23 protein-coding genes are annotated in these 24,931 nt (G+C 71.3%); 9 read left to right on the forward strand and 14 right to left on the reverse strand.

Annotated features, from left to right (window positions below; translation table 11 throughout):
• Positions 1–13: 13 nt before the first annotated feature.
• From ACZ7CD_RS17785 to ACZ7CD_RS17825, 9 genes are all read right to left on the reverse strand, one after another.
• Positions 14–1,153: an acyl-CoA dehydrogenase family protein gene (locus tag ACZ7CD_RS17785; protein ID WP_360402105.1), complete on the reverse strand. Its 1,140-nt coding sequence runs from the start codon at positions 1,151–1,153 to the stop codon at positions 14–16.
• 4 nt (positions 1,154–1,157) lie between these two features.
• Positions 1,158–2,558: an AMP-binding protein gene (locus ACZ7CD_RS17790; protein ID WP_470379261.1), complete on the reverse strand. Its 1,401-nt coding sequence runs from the start codon at positions 2,556–2,558 to the stop codon at positions 1,158–1,160.
• Between the two features lie 29 nt (positions 2,559–2,587).
• On the reverse strand, positions 2,588–3,373 hold the full coding sequence (locus ACZ7CD_RS17795; protein WP_458433512.1) for a maleate cis-trans isomerase family protein: 786 nt from the start codon (positions 3,371–3,373) through the stop codon (positions 2,588–2,590).
• Positions 3,370–4,758: an MFS transporter gene (locus ACZ7CD_RS17800; RefSeq protein WP_360402114.1), complete on the reverse strand. Its 1,389-nt coding sequence runs from the start codon at positions 4,756–4,758 to the stop codon at positions 3,370–3,372. Before ACZ7CD_RS17800 ends, ACZ7CD_RS17795 begins: the two co-directional genes overlap by 4 nt.
• A 5-nt stretch (positions 4,759–4,763) precedes the next feature.
• Complete coding sequence (locus tag ACZ7CD_RS17805) at positions 4,764–5,435, reverse strand: HAD family hydrolase (RefSeq protein WP_470379262.1); 672 nt, start codon at positions 5,433–5,435, stop codon at positions 4,764–4,766.
• Positions 5,432–6,370 (reverse strand): pseudouridine-5'-phosphate glycosidase, encoded by a 939-nt coding sequence (locus tag ACZ7CD_RS17810; protein ID WP_360402120.1) that lies wholly within the window; start codon positions 6,368–6,370, stop codon positions 5,432–5,434. Before ACZ7CD_RS17810 ends, ACZ7CD_RS17805 begins: the two co-directional genes overlap by 4 nt.
• Before the next feature lie 78 nt (positions 6,371–6,448).
• Entirely contained in the window at positions 6,449–6,823 is a 375-nt protein-coding gene (locus ACZ7CD_RS17815) for an ectoine synthase (protein ID WP_470379263.1), read from the reverse strand.
• A gap of 29 nt (positions 6,824–6,852) precedes the next feature.
• Complete coding sequence (locus tag ACZ7CD_RS17820; protein WP_458433515.1) at positions 6,853–7,104, reverse strand: acyl carrier protein; 252 nt, start codon at positions 7,102–7,104, stop codon at positions 6,853–6,855.
• Entirely contained in the window at positions 7,068–7,778 is a 711-nt protein-coding gene (locus tag ACZ7CD_RS17825) for a hypothetical protein (RefSeq protein ID WP_470379264.1), read from the reverse strand. Before ACZ7CD_RS17825 ends, ACZ7CD_RS17820 begins: the two co-directional genes overlap by 37 nt.
• A 202-nt stretch (positions 7,779–7,980) precedes the next feature.
• Here ACZ7CD_RS17825 and ACZ7CD_RS17830 point away from each other — a divergent pair, with 202 nt between their 5' ends.
• Positions 7,981–8,145, forward strand: coding sequence for a hypothetical protein (locus ACZ7CD_RS17830; protein WP_360402132.1), 165 nt, complete (start codon positions 7,981–7,983; stop codon positions 8,143–8,145).
• A 67-nt stretch (positions 8,146–8,212) separates the two neighbouring features.
• Here ACZ7CD_RS17830 and ACZ7CD_RS17835 read toward each other — a convergent pair whose 3' ends face one another.
• The gene (locus ACZ7CD_RS17835) at positions 8,213–11,290 is read right to left on the reverse strand and encodes an AfsR/SARP family transcriptional regulator (protein ID WP_470379265.1); all 3,078 of its coding nucleotides are present in this window, start codon (positions 11,288–11,290) and stop codon (positions 8,213–8,215) included.
• An 844-nt stretch (positions 11,291–12,134) separates the two neighbouring features.
• Between ACZ7CD_RS17835 and ACZ7CD_RS17840 the strand changes: the two genes are divergently transcribed.
• On the forward strand, positions 12,135–12,485 hold the full coding sequence (locus tag ACZ7CD_RS17840) for a PadR family transcriptional regulator (RefSeq protein ID WP_470368726.1): 351 nt from the start codon (positions 12,135–12,137) through the stop codon (positions 12,483–12,485).
• 283 nt (positions 12,486–12,768) lie between these two features.
• Entirely contained in the window at positions 12,769–13,137 is a 369-nt protein-coding gene (locus tag ACZ7CD_RS17845; RefSeq protein WP_360402141.1) for a hypothetical protein, read from the forward strand.
• Here the strand turns inward: ACZ7CD_RS17845 and ACZ7CD_RS17850 are convergent.
• Both ACZ7CD_RS17850 and ACZ7CD_RS17855 read right to left on the reverse strand, forming a co-directional pair.
• A complete protein-coding gene (locus ACZ7CD_RS17850; protein WP_360402144.1) occupies positions 13,134–13,943 on the reverse strand; it encodes a hypothetical protein in 810 nt (269 codons plus the stop codon). The two genes, ACZ7CD_RS17845 and ACZ7CD_RS17850, sit on opposite strands and share 4 nt — an antisense overlap.
• 103 nt (positions 13,944–14,046) lie before the next feature.
• Positions 14,047–14,232 carry a hypothetical protein gene (locus tag ACZ7CD_RS17855; RefSeq protein WP_470379266.1) on the reverse strand — a complete coding sequence of 62 codons (186 nt, stop codon included), beginning with the start codon at positions 14,230–14,232 and terminating at the stop codon, positions 14,047–14,049.
• A gap of 555 nt (positions 14,233–14,787) precedes the next feature.
• Here ACZ7CD_RS17855 and ACZ7CD_RS17860 point away from each other — a divergent pair.
• The gene (locus tag ACZ7CD_RS17860) at positions 14,788–15,105 is read left to right on the forward strand and encodes a PadR family transcriptional regulator (RefSeq protein ID WP_360402150.1); all 318 of its coding nucleotides are present in this window, start codon (positions 14,788–14,790) and stop codon (positions 15,103–15,105) included.
• A gap of 161 nt (positions 15,106–15,266) precedes the next feature.
• Here the strand turns inward: ACZ7CD_RS17860 and ACZ7CD_RS17865 are convergent, their stop codons facing one another.
• On the reverse strand, positions 15,267–16,070 hold the full coding sequence (locus tag ACZ7CD_RS17865) for a hypothetical protein (protein ID WP_458433519.1): 804 nt from the start codon (positions 16,068–16,070) through the stop codon (positions 15,267–15,269).
• Positions 16,067–16,363, reverse strand: a complete 297-nt coding sequence (locus ACZ7CD_RS17870; RefSeq protein ID WP_360402174.1) for a hypothetical protein — start codon at positions 16,361–16,363, stop codon at positions 16,067–16,069. The genes ACZ7CD_RS17865 and ACZ7CD_RS17870 overlap by 4 nt, the downstream gene beginning before the upstream one ends.
• Before the next feature lie 392 nt (positions 16,364–16,755).
• Between ACZ7CD_RS17870 and ACZ7CD_RS17875 the strand changes: the two genes are divergently transcribed.
• Genes ACZ7CD_RS17875 through ACZ7CD_RS17895 form a run of 5 tightly spaced genes read left to right on the forward strand, consistent with a single transcriptional unit; the run spans position 16,756 to position 24,931 of the window.
• Positions 16,756–19,212: a TIR domain-containing protein gene (locus tag ACZ7CD_RS17875; protein ID WP_470379267.1), complete on the forward strand. Its 2,457-nt coding sequence runs from the start codon at positions 16,756–16,758 to the stop codon at positions 19,210–19,212.
• Positions 19,209–21,833: a hypothetical protein gene (locus tag ACZ7CD_RS17880; protein ID WP_470379268.1), complete on the forward strand. Its 2,625-nt coding sequence runs from the start codon at positions 19,209–19,211 to the stop codon at positions 21,831–21,833. The genes ACZ7CD_RS17875 and ACZ7CD_RS17880 overlap by 4 nt, the downstream gene beginning before the upstream one ends.
• A 2-nt stretch (positions 21,834–21,835) precedes the next feature.
• Positions 21,836–22,279, forward strand: a complete 444-nt coding sequence (locus ACZ7CD_RS17885) for a J domain-containing protein (RefSeq protein ID WP_470373203.1) — start codon at positions 21,836–21,838, stop codon at positions 22,277–22,279.
• A complete protein-coding gene (locus ACZ7CD_RS17890) occupies positions 22,279–22,983 on the forward strand; it encodes a nucleotide exchange factor GrpE (protein ID WP_470379269.1) in 705 nt (234 codons plus the stop codon). The genes ACZ7CD_RS17885 and ACZ7CD_RS17890 overlap by 1 nt, the downstream gene beginning before the upstream one ends.
• 7 nt (positions 22,984–22,990) lie before the next feature.
• Positions 22,991–24,931 carry an Hsp70 family protein gene (locus ACZ7CD_RS17895; RefSeq protein ID WP_360398784.1) on the forward strand — a complete coding sequence of 647 codons (1,941 nt, stop codon included), beginning with the start codon at positions 22,991–22,993 and terminating at the stop codon, positions 24,929–24,931.

Raw genomic sequence — 24,931 nt, forward strand, 5'->3', positions numbered from 1 at the left:
TCGGTCACTCTCCTCATAAACCCATCATGGAAGCGATGCGCTGCCGCTGGATGTCCGAGGTTCCGGAGTAGATCGTCCCGGCGACGGCGTTGCGCAGGTCCTTCTCCAGCCCGTACTCCGCGGTGTAGCCGTACCCTCCGAAGAGCTGCACCGCGGACAGGGCCGTGCTGACGTTGGCCTCGCTGGCCTGGAGCTTGGCGATGGCCAGGTCCGCGGTGACGTTCTTGCCGTTCTGGAGCTTCACCGCGGTGTCGTAGAGCCACTTGCGCGCGGTCTCCACCGCGATGCGCATCTCCACGACCCGGTTCGACACCGACTGGAACGACCCGATCTTCTGTCCGAACTGGACCCGCGTGCGGGCGTAGTCCACACAGCGCTCCAGCCGGTGCTGCATCTCGCCGACGTTGATGATGAAGGAGCACAGGATCTCCCACTTCATCACGTGGTCGAGGATGAGGAACCCCGCACCGGGCGAGCCGACGACGTTCGCCGCAGGCACCCGGCAGTCGTCGAAGTACAGCTCGCTCAGGGGCGAGGTGCGCAGCCCCATCTTGGCCACCGGTTTGCCCACGGTCAGACCGGGTGTGTCGCGGTCGACGAGGAACGCGGTGATGGCGGCGGGGCTGCCGCGCTTGCCGGTGCGGGCGTAGACGACGACCACGTCGGCCAGCGGCCCGTTGCTGATGAACGTCTTGCTGCCGTTGAGGACGTAGTGGTCGCCGTCGCGCACCGCGGAGGTGCGCATGGCCATGACGTCCGACCCGCCCTCGGGTTCGGTGATGGCGTGCGCGCCGATGACCGAGCCGTCGCACACCCCGGTGAGGTAGCGGTCCTTCAGCTCCGCTGAGCCGAAGCGCTGCAGCGGCACGCCGGTGCTGACCATGTGCGTGGACACCGAGAAGCTGAACCCGCCGTCGCGGCAGGTGTGGCCGAGGCCCTCCAGCACGTACATGGTGGTCAGCAGGTCTTGGCCGAGACCGCCCCACCGCTCGCCGAACGGCAGGCCGAGCAGCCCCGTCTCGCACAGCACCTTCCAGGCGCCCTCGGCGAACTCGCCGCCGGCGTCGCGCTCGACGTGGCCCTCGCCGAGCACCGGGCCGAGCTCCTCGACCGCCGCGCGCAACGAGCGCTGGTCCTCGTTCCACTCGATCATCACGTCACACCCCTTCCGCGACCGCTGTCCGCCGCGTGCGCAGCGTGGTGCGGTCGACCTTGCCGGTGGAGGTGCGGGGCAGCGCCTCGTCGCCGATCTCGAACGCGCCGGGGATGGCGGTCCTGGGCAGCGCGGCGGCGCAGTGCGCCCGCAGGTGCAGTCCGTTGAGCCGCGAGCCCGGCGCGCGGCGGACCACCGCGCGCAGCACGGTCCCGGCCTCCTCGTCGGGGAGCGGGACCACGGCGGCCTCGACCACCTCGGGGTGGGCGAGCACGACGTTCTCGACCTCCTGGACGTTGGTGCGCACGCCGCGCACCTTCACCTGGTGGTCGGTGCGGCCGGTGAGGTGCACGAGCCCGGTCCCGTCGCGGCGGACCAGGTCGCCGGTGCGGAACCAGCCGTCGTGCCACCGGTCGCGGGTGAGCTCGGGGTCGAGGTAGCCCTCGGCGCGGAACGGGGTGCGCACCACCAGCTCGCCGCTGTCGGCGTCGCGGTCCTCGTCGTCGACGATGCGGAACTCGACACCGTCGATCGGGGTGCCGATCGGCGTCGGCGTGCGGGTCGGGTCGATGCGGTGCACGAAGCTGTCGTTGGTCTCGGTGCAGCCGTAGACGTTCCACAGCCGGGCCTGCGGGAAGGCGGCCGCGACGCCGGTGAGCAGTGCGGGCGGAGCGGCGTCCCCGGTGAGCAGGACCTCCCGCACGGCCGGGAGGACCCGCCCGGTCGCGGTGACCAGCCGGAAGAACAGCGGCACCGCCTGCACCACCGCGGGCGCCCACTCGGCGCACAGATCGGCCAGGTGGTCGCCGTCGGTCGCGCGTTCGGGATCGACCAGGTCCGTGCGGGCGCCGACGGCCAGTGCCGCCCACAGGTCCAGCAGGCACAGGTCGAAGTTGAGCGGCGCGTAGTTGAGCACCCCGACGCCGGGGCCGATGCCGAACGTGCGGGCGGACCAGGCGAGGAACTCGTCCACACCGCGTTCGGCGAGCACGACGACCTTGGGCGTGCCGGTGGAGCCGGAGGTGGTCAGCAGCAGACCGGGTCCGGGCAGCACGGCGGCGTCGGCGCCGGTCGTCCGCACGCCCTGCGGGGTGAGCACGTGCGAGCAGCCGACCTGCTCGCACAGCCGCAGCAGGGCGTCGTGGCCCAGCGTCGCGGAGGGCAGCAGCACCCGCCTGTTCTCGCGGAAGCACGCGATGAGCAGTGCGATGGTCTCCGGCGACTTGTGCGCGGGCACGCACACCGGCGCGTCGGCCGGGACATCGTGCAGCAGCGACGCGGACTCCCGCGCCAGCCGGTCCAGGGAGGCGTAGTCCACCGCGGCCCCGGCCCAGGACAACGCCGGGGCGTGCGGTCGTGCGTCCACCTGCGCGGCGAACGCGGTCACGAACGATGTGGTGGGCATGGTGGTTCCCCAGTCGAGGTCGGGCCGGCTCAGCGGCCGGCGGTCAGCAGTCCGCCACCGGGCACCCGCGCGTCCAGGCCGGTGAGGTCGAGCAGTCGCCACAGGCACGCCTGGTTGGAGGTCACGACCGGCACGCCGAGCCGGCGCTCCAGCTCCTCGACGGCCTCCCAGGAGCGGAAGCCGCTGCCGGGCAGCAGCAGCCCGTCGGCGTGCGCGGGGAAGGCCGCCGCGGCCTGGCGGCACACCTCGGCGGGGTGCACGTCCCAGCGCCCGCCGCGGTCGAAGAGCCGGTGGCGCTCGACGCCGTCCCACCGCTCACCCAGCCGGAAGGGCACCAGCGCGGCGGGTTCGAACCCGGCGGCCGTCAGGTAGGACTCCGCGGCGGCGAACGTCGGCGCGGTGAACCACGGCGGCGCGAGCACCATGGGACGGCGCACGCCGAGCGTGGTCAGCGCGGCGCGGATGGCCTGCCCGGCGGTGTAGACCGGGGTCCCGCCGGTCAGCTCCGCGGCCGCGGCGGTGAACCCGGTGTCGAACTCCAGGCCGCCGAAGAAGCTGGCCGACCCGAAGCACAGGCAGATCGCCGAGACGCCCAGCTCGCCGAGCTGCACCAGGCCGCGCCGCACGTCCGGGCTGGACACCACGCGTTCCCAGGACTCGCTGGTGTACTCGGCGCCGGTGCTGGTCGGGCTCTCGAAGCGGGCCGTGTGGACGGTGACGCCCGGCGGCGCCATGGACCACAGCTCCGCCTCGACCACCGGGTCGTTGTGCACGACCAGCACCCCCAGCCGCGCGGTCCAGGCCTGCGCCCTCACGACCGGCTCCCCTCACGCCGGACCGGCCCGAACCAGGCCAGCAGCGCGCCTGCCGCAGCCGCCACGGCGGTGGTCACGAACGCCGCGGCGAACGCGCCGGCGTCGGGCTCACGACCGAGCACCAGCACCAGCACGGCCACGCCGAGGGCGCCCGCCATGTACTGCGAGGTCGTCATCAGCGCGCTTCCGGTGCCCTGGTTGCGGTCCTCGACGTCGGCCGTGCCGGCGATGAACATCGACACGTAGGTCACGCCGTGGGCGAAGCCGGTGATCAGCAGACCCGGCAACAGGTGCACGACGTAGCTGTCGCCGTGCGCCTGGAACGCGAGCAGCAGCAGGCCGGCCGCGTCCGCGACGAACGCCAGCGCGAGCGTGGCCCGCACCCCGATCGCGGCCACGATGCGCGCCGCCACGGAGTTCGCCACCGCGATCGCCACCGCCATCGGCAGGAACGCCAGCCCCGCGGCCAGCGGGTCGTAGCCGCGCAGCTGCTGCACCAGCAGCGTCACCACGAAGAACTGGTTGCCGACGCTGGCCATGTAGAGCGCCGTGGTGCCGCAGCCGACCAGCAGCGAACGGGTGCGCCGCAGCACGGGATCGACCAGCGGGCGTTCGCTGCGCCGCTCCTGGACCACGAACCAGGCGAGGAGCACCGCGGCCGCGCCGAACGCCGCCAGGGCACCGGGGTCCGTCCAGCTGCCGCCCGCCGTCAGCGTCAGCGCCAGCGCCGCGGACAGCACGGCACCGGTGCACAGCACGGCGCTGGGCACGTTGAGACCGCCGCGGTCAGCGGTGGTGATCTCGTTGCGGGGCAGGAGCTTCGGCGCGGCGAACGCGCAGATCGCCGCCAGTGGCAGGTTGATCAGGAACACCCACCGCCAAGACACCGTGGTCAGCAGGCCACCGATGACCACGCCCGCGGCCAGCCCGGACGCGCCGACCGTTCCCCACACGCCCAGGGCGCGGTTGCGGGCGGGTCCGGCGGGGAACGAGGTGTTGATCAGGGCGATGACCGCGGGCTGGAGCACCGCGGCCGCGACGCCCTGGGCGGCGCGGGCCACCAGGAGCAGCGGTGCGCTCGGCGCGAGGCCGCCCAGCAGCGAGGCCACGCCGAACAGCAGGGTGCCTGCGATGAACAGGCGGCGCGGGCCGAACCGGTCCGACACCCGGCCGCCGACGACGAGGAACCCGGCGAAGAACACCGCGTAGCCGCTGACCACCCACTGCAGGGAGCTCTCGGTCAGCGCCAGGTCCGCGCCGACGCTGGGCAGTGCGATGTAGACGATGGAGTAGTCGAGTGCGATGAGGAACTGCGCCACGGCGAGGATCGCGAGTGCCGCGTTCGCGGTGCGCCCGCGTGCCGTGGCGTCTTCCGTACTGGTCATGGTGATCACCTCGAAGGGGTGCTGATCGGGAGGAGGACGGTGCCGAGCCCGAGCGCGTCGGCGTGCACGGCACTCGCCCCCGCGGCCAGCAGCTCGTCGGCGGTGGCGACGCCGGTGGCCACGCCCAGGGCGGTCATGCCCGCGGCACGGGCCATGGCCATGTCGTCGACCGCGTCACCGACGACGACGCAGTCGGCCGGGATGACGCCGAGCCGGTCGGCCGCCAGCAGGGCCAGGTCGGGGTGCGGTTTGCCGCGGTCGGCCATGCCGTGGCAGACGAGAACGTCGAAGTGGACCAGCAAACCGGTGGCCGCCAGCAGCTCCACCGCGCTGCGGTGCACCTTGCTGGTGACCGCGGCGACGGGACGGCCGTCCGCGCGCAGGCCGTCGAGCAGCTCGGGCACGCCGGGCAGGACCAGCTCGCGCGCCGACGGGATGACCACCTCGGTGAACAGCTCACGGGCCCGGTCGGCGGCGCGCTCGGCACCGGGGTGATCGGGCGGGAGGCCGAGCAGCAGCGCCAGGGAGGCGACCAGCGGGCGGCCGACGGTGGCGCGCAGCCGCGCCTCGTCCGCAGAGCCGCCGTTCTCGGTCACCACCTGGCGCAGCACCGCCGTCATCCCGGCCGGCGTGTCGACCAGCGTGCCGTCGACGTCGAACAGAACGGCGGTGCTCACGCCTGCTCCTCCGGGCGGCTGCGCTTGAGCGCCGAGGCGAACCCGGCGGCCAAGGCGCTGGTGGACAGCAGGACCGACCGGTTGGCCTCGCCGGTGCGGCCGCTGGTGGCCTTGCCGACCGCGCTGAGGATGGCCGGCGTCACGTCCTTGCCCTGCACGCCCGCCGCCTCGGTCTCGGCCTGCTTCTCCCGCACCAGCGCGTAGACCTCGTCCGCGGGCAGGGCGTCCTCGGCGTGGATCGGGTGGGTGACGAGGAAGCCACCGGTGTTGCCCACCGCCCAGTGCAGGCGCACCGCGGCCGCCAGCTCGTCGAGGTCGTCCACGCGGCGCGGGTTGCGCTCGCCGCTGGAGACGCTGTAGTAGGCCGGGAAGTCGTCGCAGCGGTAGCCCACCACCGGAACGCCCTGGGTTTCCAGGTACTCCAGGGTGAGCGCCGGGTCCAGCAGCGACTTGGCACCCGCGCAGACCACGGCCACCCGGTGCCGGGTGAACTCCACCAGGTCCGCTGAGATGTCGAAGCTGCGCTGCGCTCCGAAGTGGACACCGCCGATGCCGGCGACCGCGAACACCTCGATGCCGGCCCTGGCGGCGGCGACCAGGGCCGCGGAGACCGTCGTGCCGCCGTGCCCACCGCCGGCCAGCACGGGACCGAGGTCGCGGGCCCCGACCTTCGGCACGGTCGGCGTGGTGGCGAACAGCTCCACCTGCTCGTCGGACATGCCCACCACGAGCCGGCCGGACACGATGCCGGTGCGGGCGGGCACAGCGCCTTCGGCGCGGATGGCCTTGTCCATGTCGAGCGCGGTCTGGAGGTTCAGCGGGTGCGGCAGGCCCTGCACCACACCGGAAGACTCCAGCGCCACCACCGGCCGGCCCTCGGCCAGCGCGTCGGCGACCTCCTCGGACACCGAGAAGAACTCGTCGCGTGCGGACACCGTGAACTCCTTCGCGTCGTGTCTTGGGGTCGGCCGGTGGCGTGGAAGCGGGAGCGCTCCCACGCCACCGGTCGCCGGTCAGTACTGGGAGAACTCGTCCGTGTCGAAGTTGTGCCGCTCGTCTCCGCGCAGCGGCGGGTTGAAGACGCTGATCAGCTCCAGGTCCTGTTCGGGGGAGGCGATCAGGAAGTGCCGGTCGTGCCGGTCCAGCGCGTACATCACGCCCGGCTCGATCTCGTGCGTCGTGCCGTCCTCGTCGATCACCTGTCCGCGCCCCGCGATGCAGTAGCACGCCTCCAGGTGGTTGCGGTACTCCAGCGGGGACTTCGACCCCGCCTTCACGATGGTGTGAGCGATCGTGAAGCCCATGTTGTCCTTCTGGACCAAGAGCCGGTAGCTGAGCCCGTTCCCCCAGTCGATGCCGTCGATGCCGGCCTTGTCGCGCACGATCATGTGCGTGAGCCCTCCCTCTCCTCGGTCTTTCAGACGTAGGTGTGTGCGTCCGCGATGAAGGCCGTGATGGCCTCCACCGAGCTGAACTGGGCCGGGGAGACGTCGCGCTCCTCGACCGGGATCTCGTAGCGCTCGCCCACCCAGGCGATGAGGCGGAGCAGGCCCAGGCTGTCCACCACCCCGTTGTCCAGCAGGTCGTAGTCGGACGGGAGCTGGTCGGGTGTGACGTCCGGGGCGAAGGTGGTCACGATGAACCGCTTGACCTCGTTCTCGATCGACACTCGTGGTCCTCCTCCTGGGTTTGTCCGTGCTGCCGTTGTTCGGTCAGCAGGTCGACGAGCAGCACGTGGTCCGCACCGGTGCGGCCGGCGCGCTCGCCGGTGACGACCTGCCGCAGGTCCGCCTCGACGGGACGGCCCTGCGGGCACGCCGCGCTCAGCAGCGCCAGGTCGTCGACGAACCGGCCGTCCACCGCGCCGGTCAGCGCCGCGGGCAGCTCGCCGCCGCTGGCGTTGACCAGCAACGCCCCGCGGGGCAGGTGCGTGGGCCACGTGTCGAGGCCGGCGCCGGAGGTGACGACCACGAGGTTCGCCCCGAACACCGCCTCAGCCGCCGTGGCGGCCACGTGCAGCCCGATGCCGGTCCGGTGGAGCCCGTCCACCAGGTCGCGGTCCAGCGGCGCGCCGTCGAGCACGCGGACCGCGACGTGGGTCAGGTCCGGCACGGAGCGGGTCAGCGACTCCAGCTGAGCCCGCACCGCCTGGCCCATGCCCACCACCGACGCGGTGACCACGCCGGGTGCGAGCAGGTACCGGGCGGCCAGCGCGGTGAGCACCGCGGTGTGGTGCTCCTGCGCTACCGCCGACCGCAGCGCACCCGTCACGGCCGCACCGGTCATGAGCCGCTCGACCACGGCGTCCACGAGATCGGGCGCCAGGTGTCGCCTGGAGCCCACCTGGGAACAGTTCACGTGCGCTGCCCTCCGTGGTCGCCGCAGCAGGTACGGGGACAACGGTGCGGGGCGGCGCTGTCGATGCGCTTTCCGCCCGCTATCGGTTGCGGGCCAGGTGCTGTGAGCGCGGGGAAGGCGCGTCGAAGGCGGGAGCGGGTCTGCTGGTCGCACCGAGCCAGAACGGCACGGACGGAAGGAGAATCCGGTGCTGAAGTCCCTGCTCACCGCGGTCGTGGTCGGTGTGTCCGTCATCGCGGGCCCTGCGGCGGCCGTCCTCGCGGACTCGACGGCCACGGCGGCCGTGCAGTGCCCGCCGGACACCCACTGGAGTGACAAGCTGCAGATGTGCGTGGACGACACGCACTGGTGAGCGGATCGACCGACGCAACGGCCCGGCCGGCAGCACCCGCCGCCGGGCCGTCACGCGGAAAGCCCGCTCACCCCACGACGGACCCGCACGCCAGCCGCTCGCGCAACCGCGCCACGAGCTCGACCGCCTCGGCGGACTCGATGCCGTACAGGAGCACGAGGGCCTGCTCGACCCGCTCCCGCGACTCCGCGCCGTCGAAGTGCTCCGCCAGCAACGCGAGCGCCTTGGCCTGCCACAGCGCCGATCCGAGCTCGTCGAAGAGCCGCAGGGCCTCCTCCAGGTGCGCCGCGCCCCCGTCCACGTCGCCACGGGCGAGCGCGATCTCACCGAGCGAGTACCGGGACCTGGCTTCGATCAACCGCTCCCCCACCCGCCGGGCCAGCTGCAGCGCGTTCACCAGCGTCGTGTCGGCGTTGTCCAGCCGCCCCTCGCGCTGCCGGAGCAGTCCCAGGCCGTGCACGGCGTAGACCTCGCCGATCCGGTCACCGTTGTCGCGCACGATGCGCAGCACGCGGTGCAACGCGTCCCTGGCGGCGTCGAGCTGACCGGTGGCCAGGTGGAGCTCGGCGAACCTGTGCTCCACCTGCGCCTCGACCCGCAGGCAGCCGGTCTCCCTGGTGATCGTCAGCGCCTGGTCCAGCAGGCGGGCCGCGCTCTCGGTGTCCCCCTCGTCGACCCGGTGCTTGGCGATGCTGCGCAGGACGTGCGCCTCGCCGATCCGGTCGCCCACCGCCCGCAGCACCGCCAGCGCTTCGAGGTACTTGGCCATCATCGCGGCGGTGTCGCCGCGGAGTCCGTGGACGTGCGCGTAGTTCCGCAGCACCAGCGCCCTGCCGTGCTCGTTCCCCACCGCGTCGAACAGCTCCAGCGCGACCGTGAAGCACCTCTCCGCGTCGTCGAGCCGGGCCTGGAACACGTGGAGCGTTCCGAGGGAGTACTGCGTCGCGGCCATCCCGAGCCGGTTGCCCGCCTGCCGAGCCGCCTCGTGGGCGAGCCCGGAGCACTCCAGCCAGTCGTCGAAGTACCCCTTGGCCTCGAACAGCGTGACGGAGGTCAGGGCGAGGTCCCAGCACAGCTCGTCCAACCCGGCCTCTGCGGCCTGCCGGACCGCCGCCACCAGGGCCCTGCGCTCCGCCTCCCACCAGTGCGCGGGTTCGCCGAGGTGGTCGTCGAGCTCGGCGGCGCCGGGGTGCCACCGGCGCGCGGTGCCGTGCAGGACGGTGTAGTCGCCGCCGTACTCGCGCCGGTGCGCCTCCTCGGCCAGCGCCAGCCAGCCGCCCAGCACCCGCCCGAGCGCGTCGGTCCGCTCCTCCTCCGTGGTGTCCTGCTGCAACCGTTCGGCGGCGTAGACCCGGATCAGGTCGTGCAGCCGGTAGCGCGGTGACGCCTCCCCGTACTGGACGATGTCCACCAGCTGGGCGTCGACCAGGCTCTCCAGCACCTCCTCGGCCTCCGCCGCGGTGGTGTCCAGCAGTGCGGCGGCCGTCCACCCCGGGAAGTCGGGCGCCGTGACCAGCGAGCACAGCCGGAACAGCCGCCGGGCCTGCTCGCCCAGCACCCGGTGGGTGATCTCGAACGTCGACCGCAGCTCCAACCCGTGGTGGGCGAACTCGTCCAACCGCCGCGCCTCGTCGTGCAGCCGCCGGACCAGCCCGCTCAACCGCCAGTGCGGCCGGGACACCAGCCGCGCGCCCGCGATGCGCAGGGCGAGCGGCAGTCCGCCGCACAACCGGACCAGCTCCACCGCGGCGTCCGGCTCGGCCCCGGCCCGCGCCGGGCCGATGATCCGGTTCAGCAGTTCCAGCGACTTCGCCACGCCGAACACGCCGACGTCGAGCTGCCGGACCCCCGGCAGCCCGCTCAGGCGGACCCGGCTCGTCACGATCACCGCACACGACGGGCTGCCCGGCAGCAGCGGCCGCACCTGCGACTCGTCGGACACACCGTCCAGCACGAGCAGCACCCGCTTGCCGGACAGCTTGCTGCGGTACAGCTCGGTCCGTTCCTCCACGTCCTCCGGCACCGCCGAGCCGGCCACGCCCAGCGCCCGCAGGAACCGCGCGAGCAGCTTGGCCGTGTGGTCGTTGTCGCCGGCCGCCCCCATGTCGGCGTACAGCTGGCCGTCCGGGTAGCGGCTGCTCAGCTGGTGGGCCGCGCGGGCCGCGAGCGTGGACTTCCCGACGCCCCCCTTGCCGGAGATGGCGATGATCGGCATGCTCCAGCGCTTGTCCTCGTCCACGTCCAGCAACCGCATGATCTCGTCCAGCTGCTCCTCGCGGCCGGTGAAGTCCGCGATGCTGGCCGGCAGCTGCCGCGGCACCACGCCCAGGGCCGGCCGTTCACCGGCGGCGGGCGCGGGCGGGGCCGGCGGACCGAGCGGCAGCGGTGACTCCGGCACACCGAGTGCCGCGTCCCCGCGCAGGATCGCCTGCTCCAGGTCCCGCAGCTCCTGACCGGGTTCCAGCCCCACCTCCTCGATGAGGAGCGCGCGGGCGCGCCGTCCCACCTCCAGCGCCTCGGCCTGGCGCCCGGTCCGGTACAACGCGAGCATCAGCAGCCCGTACAGCCCCTCCCGCAGCGGGTGCCCGTCCACCAGCGCCCGCAGCTCGACGACCACCTCGCGGTGCCGCCCGAGCCCCAGGTCGAGCCGGATGCGGGCCTCGATCGCGGCCAGCCGCTGCTCCTCCAGCACGGTGGCGCTGCGCTGCACCAGGTCGCTGGGCAGGTCCGCCAGCGCGGGCCCCCGCCACAACCCCAGTGCCTCGCGCAACGTCGCCGCCGCGTCCACGGGTTTCCCGCTCTCGGCCAGCTCCCGCGACGCCGCCACGAGCTCACCGAACCGGAGGCTGTCCACCTCCCCGGCACCGAGCCGCAGCACGTACCCCGGTGGGCGGGTCACGATCACGTCCGACCGGCCGGCGTCGGCGAACAGCTTGCGCAGCAACGAGATGGAGATCTGGACCTGTCCCCGCGCCGTCGACGGCGGAGCCGTGCCCCACACGGCGTCGATCAGCTGCTCGACCGGCACCACCCGGTTGGCGTTGAGGCCGAGGACCGCCAGCACGACCCGCTGCCGCGGACCCCCCAGCTCCACCGACCGGCCGTCCAGGACCAACTCGACCGGCCCGAGCAGCCCAAGCCCCATGTCAAGCTCCCGTTCCCCCGTCACGGTGGCTCGATCGCCACGGCACGCCGACGTGCACGACGCCGCACGCCGCGGGCGACGTTGGATCTTCGCCGAGGCTACCCCAGGCGTGGGAGCGTTTTCTTCACAAAAATAGTGGTCCCGTGGAATACACCCGAACAGCCCAAAGGGCGAGTTTCTTCAGCATTGGGCCGAATTGCTCGGGAACCGAGCGATGAGCGTTCTGCGCGCTCCGCAACCGCATAGCCCGTCTGGAGCAGTCGCGCAATACCGAACCCCATCCCCTGAAACCGCCTGCGGCATCAGACATCTCAATGGCCGGGCACGTTCCCCATCACAGTGCGCATGGGAGCACGTCTCGCCCTCGACCTCGCCGGTGCAGGTGAGAGACCTCCACCTCCCACAGAGACCGCGCGGGTGTCGGCAACGGGCTCGCGGGCAACTTCGACGACCTCGAAGCCTTTGTGGCGATGACCGCGACCGGCTCGTGCTTGAGCCGCACGCCCCCATGGCCGTGCGCATTGATGCCGCCGCAGCGCTCACCGTCCAGAGCCTGCCGCCAGGCCGTGAACCGAATTTCGGAATCGCCACGCCTCCCCTGCCAAACCCCGGAGACGGTCAGAGCCACCCTTGATTGGAATGGCCGCAATACAACCACATGAGGTGAAGAACCTCCAGTTCACCCATTCGATTCGCCGAACGTTGACGCAGGTGGAACGCCTGGATGATAGGTTCACGCCAGATCGGCGACGGATTTCCGCACCCGCAATAGCCTGATCTTCGATCACCGCGGATCACCACCAAGATATGCCACTCGCGTTCCCATCTGCGAAAGCGATCGAACATGTCTCGCAGTCCCGAATGGCAGGCGCACCGCACGCTGCCGAGCAACCTCATGACCGCCCGGCCGAGGATGACCGTCCACGTCCAGGCCGTGTTGCGACTGCTGCTGTCCGACCCGGCCGCGGAGCACTTCGGGCTGGAGATCGCCAAGTCGGCCGGCATGATGCCCGGCACCGCTTATCCGATCCTGGCTCGCCTGGTGCGGCTGGGCTGGCTCGAGACCCGCTGGGAGAACGTCGATCCCCGCGCGGCGGGGCGACCCAGGCGCCGGTTCTACCGGCTCACCGAGACCGGTGTGCTCGCCGCGCGGCCGGCGCTGGCCAAGGCGGGGTCTTCGCGGCCGCTCGGCTGAAGCGGCCACCACTCGTCGACCCTCCACGCGCCACCGCTCAACGGCGCAGCCGACGTGCACCGAACGGCAGGCGGCCGAACGAGTGACGTCCTCACGCCAGCGGGATGACGCCGTTGCGTCCGCACTGAAATCCTGTTGATCAACTCAGCCGAAGGAGTGGCTCCGCGTCCGGCCGAATGGCGGACATCGAACCGCACACCCCGGCGACGCCGTACAACCACACAGAGGACGTAGAGCGAGCGGTGAGCACGTTGCGCAGGAGCAAGAGCACGGTGGGACGAAGATGACCGAACGCGCGGAGTCGCCCGAACGTCCTCCCCACCCGTTGGCCGTCGGCGACCTCCCGATCGCCTGCGGCTACCTGCGGAGGGGAGAAGGCAAGCGGGTCTCCGTGCCGCAGCTGCAAGAACGGATCATGACGCACGCCAGGGAGCTCGGCTTCGCGCTCTACCACCCGATCTTCGTCGACCTGCGCCCCGGAAGCCCGCTGGAACGCAACGCGTTCAGGGTCCTGCTCGACGTCGTGTGGGAGCTGCACATCACCACCGTGATCACGCCGAGCACCTGGCACCTCTCCCAGGACGAGGCCGAGGCCGACGAGGTGCACCGGCGGCTGACCTCCTACGGCTGCCGGGTGATCTTCATGCGCTAGCCGTCCAGCTCCCGGGCCATGCCCGTCATGAGCGCGGCACGCAGGCGCCGGCTCAGGTCGAGCGCGTGGGACCGGAGCCGGTCGAGCTCCTCGAACCTGAGCGAGTGCGGAGGCTGTTCGTGCCGCGGCCACACCCGGCGGTGCATCCGAAGCACGTCACGGTTCAGCAGGTACACCCGTTCCCTGGTGTCGAGCAGTTCGGCAGCGAGCTCACGAGCGGCCCTGAAGTGCTTGCTCTCCGTCGCGAGCAGCCGCTGCGCCATCACCAGGGCGGGCACGTTGTGCGCGGCACGGCGGTTCTGCAGGCGTGAGATCCCCACGGCGTGGAGGAGGTCGAAGGTCGTGCTGCGCCTCCCGTCGGGCGCCAGCACCATGACCAGGTGCTGCGCCAACCGCAGCTCGTTGCCCCTGAAGCGACTGGCGCGGAGGTACCGGAAGCGCGTCCAGCTCAGCTCGACCCAGTTCTTCGGCGCCGTGAGGAACAGGTCGGTGAGGAACGTCTTGCGACGCTGCCCGCTCAGCTCGTTGAGCTGCGCCTGCATCTGTTCGAGCCACACGGGCACGTAGTGCTCCGGCATGCCGATCGCGACGAAGGTCAGCACCCAGTGACGCGTCTCGGCGTGGAGGTCGCGCACGTAGAGCCATGACCACAGGGCCAGCGCGGCGCCGCCCCACATCACCATGGCGCCCAACCCCACGACCAGCGAGGTCAGGAGCGAGAGTTCGAGAACCTGGCTCAGGGTGGTCCCGAGTGGAAGCGCTGCGAGAAGCGCCAGCCAGAAGCAGCGCTCGCCCGGCTCTTTCAAGCACTCCTCCGTTTGTCGGGAGTGCGGCGCACCCTCCAGCTCACCCCGGTATTCTCACCGAGATCATCCCGTGATGCTCTCGTTATCAGGCGACACCACTCCATCAGGGCTTCCCCTCACAGCGCCGCACCGCCGACGGCAGGCCTCCCGGCTCCTCGTCGCCTTTGGCCAGGCGTGCCAGCTCGGTCACGCGGGCGAAGGGCTCGTGCCTCTTGGAGAACACGGCCAGGAACACCCCGCTGACCGCGACCAGCGCGATGAACAGGAGCCCGGCCACTAACCAGGACATCCAGGAGGCGAGGAAGACGCTCGCGAGAGAGCCTCCGCCACCCAGTACTGCAGCCACAGGGGTGACGCGCCTGCGGCGGCCGGCCCGCTGGACAGGCGTGCGCCGAGGACGGTGCTGCGGGGACATTGAACGAAGTACCTCACGTGAAAGCCGACCGGGGAGAACAGATCAGGGCATGCGCAGCGCGCCCGCCGCAGCAAGGCGCTCACAATTGTCAGGGGTGTGCGGTAAGCCTTGAGCGGGACAACGCGCGGGACGAACGGGGGCACGCGGGCATGGACCTGTCGGCCAGGTCGGCGATGGCGGTGCGGACTCGCCGCAGCTGCGTCATGGGCAGAACCTACACCCCTATAATGATCTCTATATAGGGTCGGCGCCTCAACCACCCGATCGTGTACTGGTCGGCGTGACCACTCAACGACGCGCTGGGAATGGACGTCTACGTCTGATGGCCCGATCGCGCCGTCCGAGTGCACGTAAGGGTGTTTCCACGCACATGGCCCTGCGGCGGCTCCACAACTCGATATAGGGTGCCTCGTTGTGGGAGCACTGCGGATGACCGTCCAGACGCAGGCCGTTTTGCACGCTCTTCTGGCTGATCCGACCGCCGAGCTGTACGGCCTGGAGATCGCCGACCGCACCCACCTGATGCCCGGCACGACCTACCCGATCCTGGTTCGCCTGCTCACGGCAGGCTGGATCACCGATCGCTGGGAGGACGTCGACCCGCACGAAGAAGAACGGCCGCGGCGGCGCTACTTCAAGCTCACCGAGGACGGCGCCGAGAAAGCCCGTGAAGCGCTCCGCACCGCGGCCACGAAGGGTTTCGCGCAGTCCTTCCAGCAGGGACGCCTCGCGAACGGCCTGAGCTAGGGCCTGTGTCGAAGTCCGTGTTCGCGACAGCCGGGCCTGAGGCGGCCCCCGGGGGCACGGGCGGACAGCCCACATAGAACACCGGTATGCGGGCTGTCCGCCCGCACCGCCAGGAACCACCTCAGGCGCGACTCTCATCGAACGGGACCTCGACACAGGCCCTAGGCCGCCCCGCCCACCTCACGCTTCCAGCCACGCCGTGACGTTGCCAGCCGCTCGACGAGCTGCGTGATCACCAGCGTCGTGTGGTTGATCTCCAGCAGGTAGGCGACCTCCAGCGGGGACGGCAGGCGGTCCTGCGGGCGAGCCCGGTCAGGCCGCTCCTGCTCCGCGAGCAGACCGGTGCAGCTCCTCGCCAGCCACGCGGCGTTGGTGACGATCTTCGGGTGGTGCCGCTCGCTCACGCCGCGCGCCAGCAACCACCCCCACAGCCGGAGCTTCCTCAGCTGCCTCTGGAGCTGGTGGAGCTGCTCCTCGTGCTTCGGCCAGACCGGCATCCTGGAGCGCAGCAGCGCGTTCACCCGGCCGATGCGGGGCAACATCCACACGGCGGTGAGCCAGCTGGACAGCTCGCGCAGGACGTCGAGCTTCTTCGCCACCCATGCCGCCCATGTCGCGCGCAGCAACACCAGGAACGACATCCCGATGTGCGAACGCACCGCATCACGTTGCCGCGGCGGGAGATCAGCGAGCTGTCCTTCGAAGTCCGCGATCCACGCGCGGGCCTCGCCGAGCGGCAGCAGCGGTGCGATCAGGAGGAGCCAGGCCACCTCACGCGGCTGCACCGACAGCGACCGGACGACAAGGCAGTAGCGCACCGCGTAGAGCACGGCGACCACGCCGGCCACAGCGCCGGCGCCGGCGGGAACCTGCGACGTGTGGTCGCCGCCTTCGATCAGCACCGCGTAGAGCGCAGCCGCTCTGTCATAGCCGCCATCAGCGATCGGCAGCCAGACGGTGTTCACTCGGCGGTCTTCCCATCGGCGGGCCACGAGGGGACGAACCGCGGACGGTGTTCGGCGGAGACCCACCGCCCGTAGACCGTTGCCCGGTGCAGCTGGCGCCCCGAGCGCCCGGGGGTCGCGGCCCAGCGGGTGGCGACCTGGTTCAGCCGGCGCAGGCGCACCAGGACGGGGTACAACCGCGCCGGACTGAGGGCAGCCGCCTCCGCAAGTGCTGCCGTGTCGAGCTCGAGGTCGGGTCGTGCTGTCAGGGCCCGCAGCACGCGACCGGCGTGACGCCGCCGTCGCCAGAACATGGCGGGACAGTACCGTGACCTGGGTTTCTTGTACTCTATATAGGGGCGCTGCTTCACACTAAAGAGATCAGCTGGAGCCGTTCCCCTCACCCTTTCGGTGCATGATCTGCGCGGTCTCGACGCCCGCAGTGAGCCTTTGCCGGTGGAGATGCGCCGTTCGAGTGAGCCAGCGGGCCGCGGCGAAGATCGCGAACGCTTCTCGCCGCACCGAAACTGCCGAGAGCGTGCACACGCGTCGGTGTCCCGGTTGTCCGGCAAGGCCGAACACGGGTTTCGACTGCGCGTTCTGGCCTCTATTTGTCCTCTTTTTGGCCACTGACGCCGCGCCCCGCGCTGATAACCTGCCGGAATCTGGGGGGTGACCGACAAGGTCGCGGACGGAGGATTTCGAGTTGGCTGACCGGGACGACCTGTCCCCCGTTTTCGACGTGTTCATCAGTTACGCGATCGCCGACGAGGACTTGGTCAAACCTTTTGTCACGGCTCTCAAAAGGGATGGGTTCCAGGTCTGGATCGACTACGAGCAGATGGCGGGCGGCGTTCCCGTCATGGAACAGCTGGCGGACGGGATCGCGCAGTCGGCACACATGATCGTCTGCCTGTCCGACGCCTACCTCGGACGCGACTGGACCAAGGCTGAGCTGCACATCAGCCTCGCGCGAGATCCCGGCGCGCGGGAGGTGCGAACGATTCCGGCGATCTTCCGGCCGTTGACGATGAAGGTGCCGTCGTACCTGAGCCAGCTGACCATCTGCGACCTGACCAACCGGCGCCACGACTACGACCAGCAGTACCTGCTCGTCACCAGACGAATTCGCCGGAGGGTGGAGCCGACGAGTCCGGGGAAAGACGCGCTCGGCCAAATATGTGCCACCCCGTTCGGTCACGTCGACCAACCGGAACGAGCGTTGTTCGAGGCGTACCGGGCCTATCGTGAACTGTGCCAGTATTTGTACCGCCAGGAAGTCGGCGAAATTCCAGGGCACGCGGAGTTCGGCTGGATCACCGACCGGCTGATGATGCGGCGGAGCCTGCCGGCCGAGATCCGGGACGCGCTGGCGACCATGGAGGGCTACGGACGGCAGGTCGTACCCGGCTACGTCGACGGGCCGGCCGTGACGGCGGAGACGATCGAGTCCCCGCTCAAGACACTGGCGATGCTGACGCAGTGGGTGTTCCCCGACTGGCACCGGCCGGACGAACAGGTGGCGGCCTGGGACGTCCTGCCCGCCGGTGAGGACGGAACCCGGCGGTTGCCCGGCACCGACTACCTGCTGCGCGGCCCCGCGCTGGGGCGCACCACGCTCGGACCGCTCTACGGCGCGCACGACACGAGCCGCGACAAGCCGATGACGGTCGTCCTCGTCGAACCGCCACCGGCCGACGAACGCGCCTTCCGCCAGCACGTCGCCCGGTTCGCGAACGGGCGGCGGGGCGGCGTCCTGGCGCCCGACGACGGCGGCGACCTCGTGATCGCCGGTCGCCGGCTGCACTACCTCGCGATGCCCGCGATCGACGGTGTCTGGGCCGCGAACCTGGTCGAGCACGTGCGGGAGCTGCCACCCCGCGCCGCCTGCGAGCTGGCGCTGGGCGTCGCGGAGGTGCTGCGCGGACTGCACGAGGCGGATCCGCCGGTCGTGCACGGTGATGTCGTGCTCGCCAACGTGGTCGTCGGTGCGCTGGGCACCGTGGCGCTGTGTCCGGGCCGGCCGAGGACCACGACCAGGGCCGAGGACCTGAGCGCGCTCGCCGCACTGGTGGACGGTCCGCTCGCCGAGCGGCTGGCGTCCTGCACGACCGCGGTGCGGGCCTGCCGGATCCTCCGCGACGCGTGCCGCGACCTGCCGTCCGAGGACAGCCTCGGTTCGGTGTACCGGCGTTTCCGCGGCTCGACGCGAACGGCCCCGCGGCGGGACGGCCGGGCCACGCAGCTGGTGGAGACGTGCCGGATCGAGAGCCGGGCGGCCTGGCCCCTCGGCGACGGCCGGCTGGTGGTGTGGGAACGCGGCACCGACACCCTGGTCGTCCGGGAGGGCGAGCACACGGTCTGGCGGGACAGCTGTGCGGTCGTGGTGCGCCGGGTGGCCCGCGGACCGGACGGGCGGCTGGCCGTCGGCGGCTGGGACGGAGCGGTGCGCTGCTTCGCCGACGGGGCTCCCGTGGTCACCGCGCGGATGGACGGCGCGGTCGGCGACCTGTGCTTCGTCGGTGACAACCTGGTCGCGGGGTCGTGGAAGCAGCACCTGTGGCTGTTCGCGCCGGACGGCCGGCGCCACGAGCTGCTCGAGGTCAAGGCCGGGGTGCACCGCATCGCGGCGGCCGACGCCCGTGACCGGTTCGCCGTCGCCGACCTGTCCGGCGGGCTCGCCATCTACTCCGACAACCGCCGCGTCGCCAACATGCCGGCGGTCGGCTTCGTGACCGATCTCGCCTACGCGGGCACCCGGCTGGTCCTGCTCACCGGTGAGGCGCTGACGAGTCTGCGGCTGGACGGCTCGATCGGCGTGGGCGAACCGCGCCCCGGTGCGCGCGGGCTGTTGCCCGGTTCGGCTGCCGGCCAGTGCACGCTGCTGGTCGAGACGGCGGCCGGAACCGAGACGTGGCTGGTCGACGCGGCGGACCGGCAGGTGCGCGACCACGTCTTCCCCGCGGGCCACGCGCTGATCGGCACCTGCGGGGTGCCCGGCCGGTTCATCGTGTCCGATCCGGACGGTGGGTACGCCTACTGGCGCGACGGGGAGCCGCAGGCACTGTGGCCCAACGCGACCACCGCCACCATCTCGGCGAACGGCCGGTTGCTCGCCGTCTGCCGGCCCGGTGTCGTCGAGCTGTACGAGGACTTCACGTGACGGTCACGGCCACCGGCGGCAACACGAGGACATCGCTGCTGGCGGCGATCGAGGCGCTGCGCGCCCGCGACGCCACACCGGCCGTGCGGATCGCGCTGGCAGAGGCCGAGTTCCGACTGGCCGTCGCGGAGGACACCGAACCGGCGGAGGCGATCGACCGGCTGCGCGCCGCCATCGAGCAGGACCCGTTCTGCCCCAAGCTGTTCCTGCACCTCGGTCGGTTGTTGCACAGGTCCGGCGGCGCGGTGGCCGCAGTGCCCGAGTACCGCCACGCCATCCGCCTGGCACCGAACAGCCGCCGGGCGCACCTGCTGCTCGCGCTGGCACTGCTGGACATCGGGAAGCACACCCGTGAGCTCGGCGACCGGGTGCTCGCGGGCCTGAACAGCGGCAGCCCGCAGGACCTGAAGGCCGCCGTCGCCGAGGTGGACTCGTGGCTGGAGGACCAGGGCACCCCCGGCGGTGACCGGAAGTCCCGCCGTCCCACCCCCAACCGCGGCGTGCAGGGCGCGCCGGCCGCCTGGCGGGTCGCGCTGCACGAGCAGATCACCCGTGGCAAGACGCAGGCGAGCCAGCTTTCCGCCCTCCTGCAGGCGGGACTGCTGCGCGTGGGCGAAGCCGGTGAGGTCGGCGAGTACGCCACCGCGTGCGCGTTGCTGCTGGCGAACGGCCAGAAACCGCGTTCGGTCCGGGAGTTCGCCAAGCCCGTCATGGCCGGGCACTCGGACCACCCGGCGGTCAGGATGCTCGCCGCGGCACTGGACCTCGCCGAGGCGGGCGGTCCGGCGGCGTTCGTCACGACGGCGGCCGAGCACGTCGAGAACGGCACGCTGCCACTGGAACTGGTGTGCTGCCTGCATCTGGACCGGTACGGACCGGACCACCACAGCTCTGCCGTCGAGGCGCTCGCACTGCTGGACACCTACCCGCGGGCGCTTCGGGACTCCGACGGCTTCGACGAGCTGAGGCTGGCCGTGCTGGACGGGCACGCGCGCAAGGCGTGGGCGGCCGAACGGTTCGACGAGGCCAGGTTGTTGTGGCAGGAGGCAGGCTCGATCGACAGGTTCCGCGTCCCGGTGGCGCTCAACCTCGCGTTGCTGGCCGCCAAGACGAAGTCGGAACAGGACTACGGCCCGGCCTGGGACCGGGCGAGCGAGCTGCTCTACCTGCACGCGGCCGGCGCCGGCGACGTCCAGCTGCTGCTGGAGGAGCGCCGGTCGTTGCACTCCGCCCTGACCCAGCAGGCCCACCAGCGGCACTGCGAGCGCACCGGACTCAGGGACACACCGAGTGCCGAGGAGATCACGGCGTGGATGGCCGATCCGGACGCGCTGACCGAATGGCTGCACCAGTGGGACCTCCACTACGTCAACGCACGCCTCGGTTTCCGGTCACCGGCCCACCTGCTCGGGGTTCCCGCCGACGCCGGCCAGGAGGACCACGTGGCGGCCGAGGAGGCGTTCGTCAAGCACCTGCGGCTGGCCTTGAGCGGGCGGGACTGGGCCGGTGTCGGCGTTTTCGCGACCCTGGCCGCCGGGCAGGCCCGGCGCGCCCGCCTGTCGATCGGCGAGACCAGGGACGCCTACTACGAGCCGGAGCGCCAGGAGGCACGGTCGCTGGCCGAGCTGGCGTTGCGCCGCGGGCTGATCCTGCGGGAGATGATGAAGGAGCTGCACAGGAGACCGTCCGGTGCGCAGCTCCGGATGGGCTACGAGCTGGCACGCCGGCAGCTGGTGCTGCCCTGGCGGGCGCTGCGGCCGATCTGCGTCGCGATCGGTGCGATCGCCGACGACTTCGACCTCGTCCGGATGTTCGAACAGGACCTCGTCGCGCTGGCGACCTACTGGGACACCCCGAAGCCGCGCACCGACGAGGAGTCGGCCGATCGGTTGTCCCTCTTGGACGGTTGCGTCGAGGTGGTGCCGCACGACCTGACGCTGCGGTTGATGCGGTGCCTGGCGCTGCGCGCCGTGAACCGGCATGACGACGCGTACGCGGCCGCGGTGGCAGCACTGGAGCTCCCGCCACCGCAGGACGAGGACGACAACCGGCAGGCGACGGTCGACGAGCTGGTCGCCCTGGTCGACCTCATCGGCATGGAGGGCATCCCGCGGAGCCTGCCGAGCCGGGAGGCGGCGATCGCGGCGGCCCGGCGGGAGCTGGAACGGTTCCCGCGCTGCGGGCAGCTGCGGCGGGAGCTGGTGAAGCAGCTGTCGGCGACGGGCCGCGTGGCGGAGACGAACGAGGCGATCGCCCTGCTGAGCGAGGGCATCGAGCTGGCGCTGAGCGCGGGGCAACGGGCCGACTTCACCGAGCGGCTCGTGGCGCTGGAGCCGGTGGCGGCGGCCGCGCCGGTCCGCGCGTCGCTCCGGCAGCTGGTGGAGCCCGCCCAGGAGGCGGCCAGTGCCGCGATCGCCGAGTACGTGCGCGACACCGGCGACAAGACGAGGAAGTCGGCGCTGACGGCCGTGCGCGTGGCCGTCGACAAGGTGACCGAAGGGCTGCGGATCGCGGAGCAGGCGGGGCTCGACGCGGAACGCGCGTCACTGGACAAGGCCCTCGCCAGGCTGCGGGAGATGGCGGCCCGGCTGGCAGGCGAGCCGGAAGACGCTGGGAGATGACGATGTTCATGATCGACCTCGGGGGTGACTCCCACTACTCGCGGCTGGGGGTGTCACCGGACGCCTCCGCAGAAGAGATCCGGCAGGCCAGGGACCGGTTGATCCGCGAGCTGCGGGAACGGGTGCGCCGCGAACCGGGGCGCAAGGACGAGCTCACCGAACGGCAGCAGCAGATCAACGGTGTCGCGGACGTGCTGGTCCGTCCGGCGAAGCGGCAGCAGTACGACAGGGGGCACGAGCACCTGCGGTTCTTCACGATCCGCTCCGCGGCCGCGCCGGTGTTCACCAGCCAGGCGGACCGGATCGACGTGCTGCACCGGGTGATCAGCGCTCATCTGCGAGCGGCCGGAGTCGAGCTCCGTCCGCTGTCCGATGTGGACCGCAGCGACTTCGCGGCCGACGTGACCCCGAACACCCTCCTCGACGACCTGATCGGACAGTGCTGATGGACACGGCGCCGGACACCGACCGCACGACCGAACCGGAGCTCAAGACCGACCCGGAACCCACGACGGCCCCAGAGCTCACGACGGACCACACCGCTGACCCGCCGGCCGGCACCGACCCCGCTGTCGAGCGGCTGGACCGGATCGGGGCGTTGCTGGAGGAGGTCGTCGACGACAACACCGCCGTCACGACGTCGATGAACCAGCTCGGCCACGCCCAGCGCGCGCTGGGCGCCGACGTGCGGCGGGAGCTCGGCGAGCTGCGCCGGGACCTTGCGGCCGGCCTCGCCTACCGCACCCTCAAGGACCTGTGCGTCGAGCTGATCGGCCCGCTGGGCGCGATGGAGGCCATGCTGGACAAGGCCGACTTCACCGACCCCGAGGCCGTGTCCGGGCACGTGCGCAGTCTCGTGATCACGCTGCACGGGGTGCTGAGCCGGATGGGTGCGGAGCGCATCGCCGTCTCGCTCGGCGAGGAGGCGTTCAACCCCAACCGGCACCGCTGCGTCAGCCTGGTGGCGCCGGACGAGTCGCCGTTCCCGGACGCCCCGCCCCGCACCGTCGTGCGCGTGCTCGAAGACGGCTACCTGCTCGATCAACGCCTGCTCACGCCCGTCGCGGTGGAGGTGCAGGCCGACCGTCCCGCCGCCGGTACCGAGCCGGAAACCGGCACGACCACGGACACCGACACCGCAGAGGCATAGGAGAGTCATGCCATTCCACAAGGTCATCGGGATCGACCTGGGCACCACCTACTCCGCGGTGTCCATCTACGACGGCAAGGACACCGTCGTCATCGAGAGCGCGCTCGGCACGAAGACGGTGCCGAGCGTCGTGGGGCTCGACCCGGAGGGTCAGGTGATCGTCGGGGCGCCCGCGCAGAACAACCTGGCCAGCGACCCGGAGAACACCGTCATCGAGGTCAAGCGCGACATGGGCGCGTACCTCAGGGAGCCGACCGGGCCGGAGGACTCCGGCGAGCCCAAGCGGGTCCGGTTCCGCGGCAGGGACTACCTGCCGCAGGAGATCTCCGCGTTCATCCTGATGGAGCTCAAGCGGCAGGCCGAGGAGTTCGTCGGCGAGCCGATCCACGACGCCGTGATCACGGTGCCCGCGTACTTCCGCGAACCCCAGCGCGGCGCGACCGAGGACGCGGCCAGGATGGCCAGGCTGAACGTGCGCCGGCTGGTGAACGAGCCGACCTCCGCCGCGGTGTGCTTCGGCGCGGACAAGATCGAGGACGACCAGACCCACACCTACGCGGTGTACGACCTCGGCGGCGGCACGTTCGACGTGTCGATCATCCAGGTCAGCCCCGGCAACATCAGCGTCGTCGGCACCGGCGGCGACCCCCGGCTGGGCGGCGGCGACTTCGACGACCTCATCACCGGCTACGTGCTCAACCACATCAAGGAGAAGCACGGCACCGACCTCTCCGGCGACCGCGCGATCTGGCAGCGGGTGAAGCGGGAGGCGGAGATGCGCAAGCGCGAGCTGTCGGTCGCCAACGCCGCGACGCTCAACCTGCCGTTCCTCACCAAGGACCTGTCGGTGAACGTGCCGCTGACCAGGACCGTGTTCGAGTCGCTGATCAAGGACCTGCTCGACCGCTCGCTCACCTGCCTCGACGAGGCGATCGAGTCGGCGCGGGAGAGCAACGGCATCGAGCGCGACGAGATCGAGCAGGTGCTGCTGGTCGGCGGGTCCACCAGGATCGCGTGCATCCGCGGGATGCTCGCCGAGCACCTGGGCCTGGAGCTCAAGGACATCCGATCCGACATCAGCCCTGACGAGGTGGTCGCCCGCGGCGCGGGCATGGTCGCGCGGGACTACCCCGCCGCCGACGGTTACGAGGGCGCCGACATCGAGATGGCCCCGGTGGAGGACGAGAACGGCCTGGTGATCGGCGGGGCCTCGCCGGAGGGCGGGATGATCGTCCTGCAGGACGTCACCAGCCACACCCTGGGCATCCTGGCGAACAAGACGGACTTCGTGCCGATCCTGCCCAAGGACAGCCGGATTCCCGGCAGCGAGACGAAGGACCACTTCACCAACTCCGGTCCCGGCAAGCTGCTGATGGTCCGCATCTTCCAGGGCGAGAACCCGGTCGCCTACGAGAACGACCTGATCGGCAAGCTGCCCATCGAACTGCCCGAGTCGCGGGAACAGGGCTACTACAGGTTCGCCGTGACGTTCTCGATCGACGAGAGCGGGCTGCTGGCCGTCGGCGTGCGGAACCTGAACGACAACCGGTTGTGGGAAACCAAGCTGCAGTGCGACGTGCGGGCCACCCGCGAGCAGATCGAGAAGAGCGCGGCGCACCTGAAGGAAGCGATGGCCGGTCATCAGGGCGCCGGGCTGCCGGAACCGCCCGGTGGCACCGAGGTCGTGCCGGACGGGCTGCCGAAACCCCCTGGGGCACCAGGGGACCAGAGCGACGCCGCGGCGCTGCCCCCGCCGCCGGACGACACCCCGGCCGAGTTCAAGAGCGTGGTGAGGCGGTCGTACAAGCTGATCCCGCAGCTGCCGGAGGCGCGGCGGGCGGAGCTCACGTCGGCGTACCTGGCGTTCGTGATCGCCGTGCGCAACGGCTCCGCTGAGCTGGAGGACCTCGGCGACCAGCTCAGCGACGTCTTCTACCGGTACAGGTAA

The organism is Lentzea sp. NPDC036949 (assembly GCF_055608075.1).